The following is a 6,730-nucleotide window of genomic DNA, read 5'->3' on the forward strand; positions in this document are numbered from 1 at the left end:
CACACCCGCACCCACCACCCCCACCGCGCCGCCATCACCACCACCAACCCCACCCACCTCACCCACGCCCTCACCGCCCTCACCACCAACACCGGTCACCCCCACCTCACCCAACACCACACCCCACCCACCACCACCACCCACATCACCTTCCTGGTGCCGGGCCACGGCACGCCGCTGCGCGGCGCCCTGGCCGAGCTCTACCAGGACGACCCGCTCATCACCGCGGCACTGGACTCGCTCGCGGACGAGGCCGGGCCGGCCGGCAAGGCGGGGATCAACGTCCTGCTCGACCCCCCGAACGGATCCGCGGACCGCGAGGACCCGCGCCACACCCAGTCCGCGCTCTACGCGCTGGCCTGGACACTGGCCGCCTGGTGGCGGGCACACGGGATCGTCCCGCAGACCGTCCTCGGGCACAGCGCGGGCGCGTACGCGGCGGCCGCACTCGCCGGAATCGTCTCGCCGCAGGACGGCGCCCGTCTCAGCGCCGTACGCGGGAACCTCATCGCGGACCTGCCGGGCGACGGCACGATGCTCGCGGTGTTCGGCGACCCGGCACGCCTGGCCAGCCTGGCACCCGTCGCCAACGGCACCGTCCACGTAGCCCTGCGCAACGGCCCGCGGGAGACGGTCATCGCCGGACCGTCCGACGCCGTCGACGAGTTCGCGGCGCTGGCGGCGGACGAGGGCCTGCGCACGGTGCGGCTGTCCGTGCCTGTCGCCTTCCACACCGCGCAGGTGGAGCCGATGCTCGGCGCGCTGGGCGAGGCATTCGCGCAGACCGCCCTGCGACCGGCCACGGTGCCGTTCGTGTCGGACACCACCGGGCTGCTCGCCGGGCCCGAGGCGGCCACCCCGGAGTACTGGGTCCGGCACAGCCGCGCGCCCGTCCACTTCGACGAGGCCCTGCGCACCGCCCTGGACCGGGGAACCACGATCCTGATCGAGTTGGGGCCGGGCGGCCTACTTGCCTCGGCGGCTGCGGTCGCGGCCGCCAGCGGCGCCGAGTGGACCTGCGTCCCCTCGCTGCCCCGAACGACCGAACCGCGCCGGCGACTGGTCGAGGCACTCGCACGGACCTGGGTCGCCGGCGGCCCGGTCGACTGGTCGCCGCAGACGGCCCGCCCGGAGGTGCTGCCGGACCTTCCCCGGTATCCCTTCGAACGCCGCGAGCACTGGCTCCCGAAACAGCGTCCGGCCGGCCCGGGCACCGTCGAGGCCCGCTCGGTCGACGGCACGGCAGGCGCGGCCACGGACGCGCGCTCCCCCGCGCCGCGGCCCCTCCCCGTCGCGGCGGCGGGCGCGGACCCGGCCCGGGTGGGCGACCTGGTCCACCGGTTGCAGACCGAGTTGTCGGCGGTGCTCGGGCTGCACCGCCCGGAGGAGCTCAGCCCCGACATCGGCCTGTTCGACCTCGGACTCACCTCGGCGATGACCATGCAGATCCGTACGCGCCTGGAGGGCGAACTCGGGCTGGGACTGCCGGTGACCCTGGTCTTCGACCACCCCACGATCCGCCGGCTGGCCGAGTATCTGGCGCGGATCGAGCCGTCCCCGGTCGACGTCCGGCTGCCCGTACCCGCCCCCCGACCGGCCGTCGAGCCCGCCCCGCGCGCACCGCGACCCGGCACCGCCGAACCGCTTGCGATCGTCGGCATGGCGTGCCGGCTGCCCGGCGGTGCGGTCGACCCCGACTCGTTCTGGCGGCTGTTGAGCGACGGGCGCGACGCCACAGGCGACGTGCCCGGCGACCGCTGGGACACGCCGGCCCGGTCCGACGGTGCCGCCTCCTACGGACGGCGTGGCGGCTTCCTGGAGAGCCCGGTCGACGGGTTCGACGCCGCCGCCTTCGGCATCTCGCCCCGCGAGGCACGCAGCATGGACCCGCAACAGCGGCTGCTCCTCGAAGTCTCCTGGGAGGCGCTCGAAGACGCAGGCGTCCGGGTCGAGACGCTCGACGGCTCGGCGACAGGCGTGTACGTCGGCATCAACACCTCCGACTACCTGCAGCTGCTCGCGGCGCACCCGGCCGCCGCCGACGACCCGTACCTGGCCACCGGCAACACCTTCAGCGTGGCCGCCGGGCGCCTGTCGCACCTGCTGGGCACGCACGGCCCGAGTCTCGCCGTGGACACGGCGTGTTCGTCCTCGCTCGTCGCCGTGCACCTGGCCGCCCGCAGCCTGCGCTCCGGCGAGACGGACCTGGCGGTCGTCGCCGGCGTGAACCTCATGCTGTCCCCGCTGACCACGGCGAGCCTGACCCGGATGCGCGCGCTGGCCCCGGACGGGCGGTGCAAGTCGTTCAGCGCCCAGGCCGACGGCTACGGTCGCGGCGAGGGCTGCGGGGTCGTCGTCCTCAGACGGCTCGCCGACGCGCAGGCCGCCGGTGACCAGATCTGGGCGCTGGTCCGGGGTTCCGCGGTCAACCAGGACGGCCGCAGCGCCGGGCTGACGGTGCCGAACGGGCGCGCGCAGGTCGCGGTGCTGCGCGACGCGCTGCGCGACGCGGGAGTACGGCGCGACGAGGTCGGCTACGTCGAGGCGCACGGCACCGGCACACCGCTGGGCGACCCGCTGGAGATCAGCGCCCTGGTCGACGCGCTGCGCCCGGAATCCGACCGCCACGACGCGCTCTGGGTCGGCTCGGTCAAGACCAACATCGGGCACCTGGAGGCGGCGGCCGGCATCACTGGTCTGATCAAGGTGGCGCTCGCCCTGCGCCATCGCCAGATCCCCGCCCACCTGCACTTCGAACAGCCGAGCCCGCACATCCCGTGGGGGGAGATCCCCGTCCGGGTTCCGGCACGGCCCGTCGAGTGGGAGCCGCGGCACGGTTCCCGGATCGCCGGGGTCAGCTCGTTCGGCTTCAGCGGCACCAACGCGCACGTGCTGCTGGAGCAGGCACCGGAATCCGCGGGGACGCCGGACTCCGGGCCGCCCTCGTCTCGCCCCGACCAGCCGGACCCCCAGTTGCTGCTGTTGTCCGCACACTCGCCCGAGGCGCTCGACGACACGGCCGAGGCGTACCGGCGGATGTTCGAGCAGGCACCCGACGGCGCGTTGGTCCTCGCGGACGTGACCCGCACCGCGGCGCTGCACCGCACGCACCTGCCGTACCGGCTGTCCGTGGTCGCCGACTCCGCGAAGCGGGCGGCGGACCTGCTGGCCCGGTCGGTGGAGGCCGGTCGCGGTGTGCGCGGCCGGCGCGGAGCGGGCGCGGGCGGGCGGGAGAAGCTGATCGGCGTCCGCCGCGGCGTCGCGCGCCGCGACGGCCGCGACCGCTTGATCGTCGTCTACTCCGGGCAGGGCTCGCAGTGGCCCGGCATGGGCCGCGCCCTGACCCGCCATCCTGCCGTCGACGAGGTCGTCGAGCGCTGCGACGCGGTGGTGCGCCGGCTCGCCGGCTGGTCGCTGCGCGACGAGTTGTTCGCCGGTCCGGAGCGGTCGCGGCTGGACGACACGGTCGTCGCCCAGCCCGCGATCTTCGCCGTCCAGGCGGCGATCACCCAGGTGTGGCACGCCTGGGGTGTACGGCCCGACGCGGTGATCGGCCACAGCGTGGGCGAGATCGCCGCCGCCTACGCGGCCGGCTGCCTCACCCTGGAACAGGCCTGCGAGGTCGCGGTACGACGCGCGGCAGCGATGGGCGCGACCCGGGGCGGCGGGATGATGGCGGTCGTCGGGCTCGACCGGCGGGAGACCGCCGAGGTGATCGCGCCCTACGGCGCGGCGGTGTCGATCGCGGCGGTGAACAGCCCACGCAACACAGTCGTCGCGGGCACCCGCCCGGCCATGGTGGAGCTGGCGGGTGCGCTCCGCTCCCGGGGCGTGTTCTGGTCGACAGTCCAGGAGGAGTACGCGTTCCACACGCCCGCGATGGCGGACTCCGCACAGGCGCTGCGGGCGCAACTCGGGGCTCTCGCCCCGGCACCGCCGACGTTGGCCGTGTACTCGACGGTGACCGGCGGGCCCGCGGAGCCCCGCTTCGCCGATGCCGACTACTGGGCGCGCAACGTCACCGGACCCGTGCTCTTCACGGAAGCGCTGCGCGGGGCCGCGGGGCCGGCACACCACGTCGTGCTGGAGGTCGGCGCGCACCCCGCTCTGCAGACCCCCATCCTGCAGTGCCTGGACGGGTACGGGACCGGGGTCGTCGCGGTCGAGTCGATGCGCGCGCACCACGACGGTCGTACGTCGATGCTCGACGCCGCGGGGGCGCTGCACGTCCTCGGCCACCCGCTGGACCACGCGGCGCTGCAACCGGGTGACGGCCGACGGGTCCGGCTACCGAGCTATCCCTGGCAGCGGGAGCGGTTCTGGATTCCCGATCGGCCGGCCTGGCCCGGGACGACGCGCGGCGCGGAGGTCTCCCCACCGGCCGCCACGTCGAATGGGCGTACGCCGCAGCAGGGCGGTCCCGAGCGGGACGTCCAGCACGACGTCGACGCGTCCCTGTACGAGGTCGCCTGGCAGCCGGACTCCCGGGATCCCGCCTCGGCGAACGGCACCGGCGGTTCCGGGGACGCCGGCTGCTGGGTGCTGACCGGCGCCGGCCCGGACGGCGTCGCGGACCGGTTGGCCGCGCTCCTCGATGCGGCAGGTCACACCTGCGTCCTGGTCCGGTCACAGACGCTGAGCCCACACGACGGGTTCTCCGCCGTGGCGGAGGCGATCCGCGGCGCCGGTGACACACTGCGCGGCGTCGTTCACCTTGCCGCGCTGGACGCCGACCCGGCCCTGCGGACGCCCGGGCCGGAGTGGAACGAGGCACTCAGCGCCTCGTGCGGCCCGCTCCTGATCGCGCCGCGGTCACTGTCGGCGCCCGGTATCGCGGCCGGCGCACGCCTCTGGGCGGTCACCCGCGGTGCCGTCCCGGCCGGCGATGCGCCGTGCGTGCCGGTGCTGGCACCCGCGTGGGGGCTCGGACGCGCCGTGTCGATGGAGCAGCCGGGTGTCTGGGGTGGCCAGATCGATCTCGACGCGCGGTACCCGGACCCCGACGCGGAGGCCGCGACGATCGCCCGCGAGATCCTGCACCCGGACGCCGAGGACCAGGTCGCGTACCGCGCCGGACAGCGGATGGTTCCCCGGCTGGTACGAGTCGATGCCGGCCGGAGTCCCGGCGACGTCGTACCCACGCCACTCACGCTCGACCCCGAGGCCGCGTATCTCATCACCGGCGGTCGCGGGGCACTGGGCGTGCTGTTCGCCGAGTGGCTGTACCGACGCGGGGCACGGCACCTGGTCCTGCTGGGACGCGGTCCGCTGGCGCGGGAGGGAACAGCGGCCGGACGGGCCGACCCGGCGGACGCCGAACGCCACACCCTCGCCGCCATCGAACGGCTGCGCCGCGACGGTGCCACGGTGTACACCCCGGACGGCGATGTCGCCGACCCCGTGGCGATGCGGGCGGTCTTCGACCCGCACCGTGCGCCGTGGCCGGCCGTCCGTGGTGTGATCCACGCCGCGGGCCTGTTCGAACTCCGGCCGCTGGCGGACATCGACTGGGCCGGGTTCCGCGCGATCCTGCGGCCGAAGGTCGAGGGCACGCTCGTCGTCGCCGCCGCGGCCGAGGATGCCGCGCTCGACTTCTTCGTGTCCTGCGGCTCGGCCTGGTCGGTCTTCGGGGCCGCGCTCGCCGGGCACCTCGTGGCCGCGTGCCATTTCCAGGACGTCTTCGCGCACGACCGCGCGCAGCGCGGTTATCCCGCCCTGACCGTCGACTGGGGCTGGTGGGCCGACGGCTCACTCGCCCGGGAGCACGGCGAGTCCTTCCTGGCCACCGGAACCGCGCCGGTGAGCCGGGACCTGGGCTTCGCCGCGCTGGACCGGCTCACCGGTGTGGCCCCCGACGAGGCCCCGATCCGGTGCCAGGTCGCGGTTGCCCCGTTGGACTGGAACAGGCTGCTCCCGGTGCTGGAGGCGAAGCGCTCGCGGCCGATGTTCGCGACGATGCGCCCGACCGGCGAGACGGGCGGCGCCCACGACGAGGAGTTCGCCCGCCGACTGCGTGCGGCCGGCGACTCGACGGCCGGCGTCCGGATGCTGGAGGACGCCGTACAGGTCGAACTCGCGGTGGTCCTCGGCCGGCCGACCGGGTCCCGGATGGACCGCGAACTCGGCTTCTTCGACGCCGGGATGGACTCGATCACCAGCGTCGAGTTGCGCGACCGGCTCGCCCGGCGGCTGGGCACCGATGTGCCCGCCACCGCGGCCTTCGAGAACCCCACGGTCGCGGCGCTGGCCAGGTTCCTGCTGTCGGAGCTGGTCGGCGGGCCACCCGAGCCACCGGGCCGGGCCCCGAACGGCGCGACCGAGCAGGCGGCGCACCGGGCCGAGCCGGCGGTGGACCTGGCCGGGCTGGAAGCGGAACTCGCCCACCTGAGCGAGGACGACCTGTTGGGGCTCCTGAAGCAGGAGCTGGACACGGGAGGCACCGCATGAGGGCCGTCGACGCGACAGCAGTGCCCGAGGAGCGGGACAGTCGTTCGGAGCGGGAGGACCTGCTCCGGCGGGCGCTGCTGGAGTTGCGGGTGGCGCGGGCCGAGGCCGCCGCCCTGCGGGCGGCGCGTACCGAGCCGATCGCGGTGGTGGGCATCGGGTGCCGCTTCCCCGGCGCCGACGGCCCCGAAGAATTCTGGCGACTACTCACCGAAGCCCGCACCGCCATCACCCCCATCCCCACCGACCGCTGGGACAACGACCGCTACTACCACCCCGACCCCGA

Annotated in this window: 2 protein-coding genes; both read left to right on the plus strand. The window is 75.0% G+C overall.

Annotated elements, in window-relative coordinates; all coding sequences use genetic code 11:
- Window positions 1-6,447: acyltransferase domain-containing protein (locus ACGFIQ_RS36105; protein WP_393250821.1), on the plus strand; the 6,447-nt coding region annotated here is incomplete at its 5' end.
- The coding region (locus ACGFIQ_RS36110) for a beta-ketoacyl synthase N-terminal-like domain-containing protein (protein ID WP_393250823.1) at window positions 6,444-6,730 on the plus strand (287 nt) is incomplete at its 3' end. The genes ACGFIQ_RS36105 and ACGFIQ_RS36110, both read left to right, overlap by 4 nt.

It is taken from the genome of Micromonospora sp. NPDC048898 (genome assembly GCF_043198035.1).
Classification (GTDB): Bacteria; Actinomycetota; Actinomycetes; order Mycobacteriales; family Micromonosporaceae; genus Micromonospora.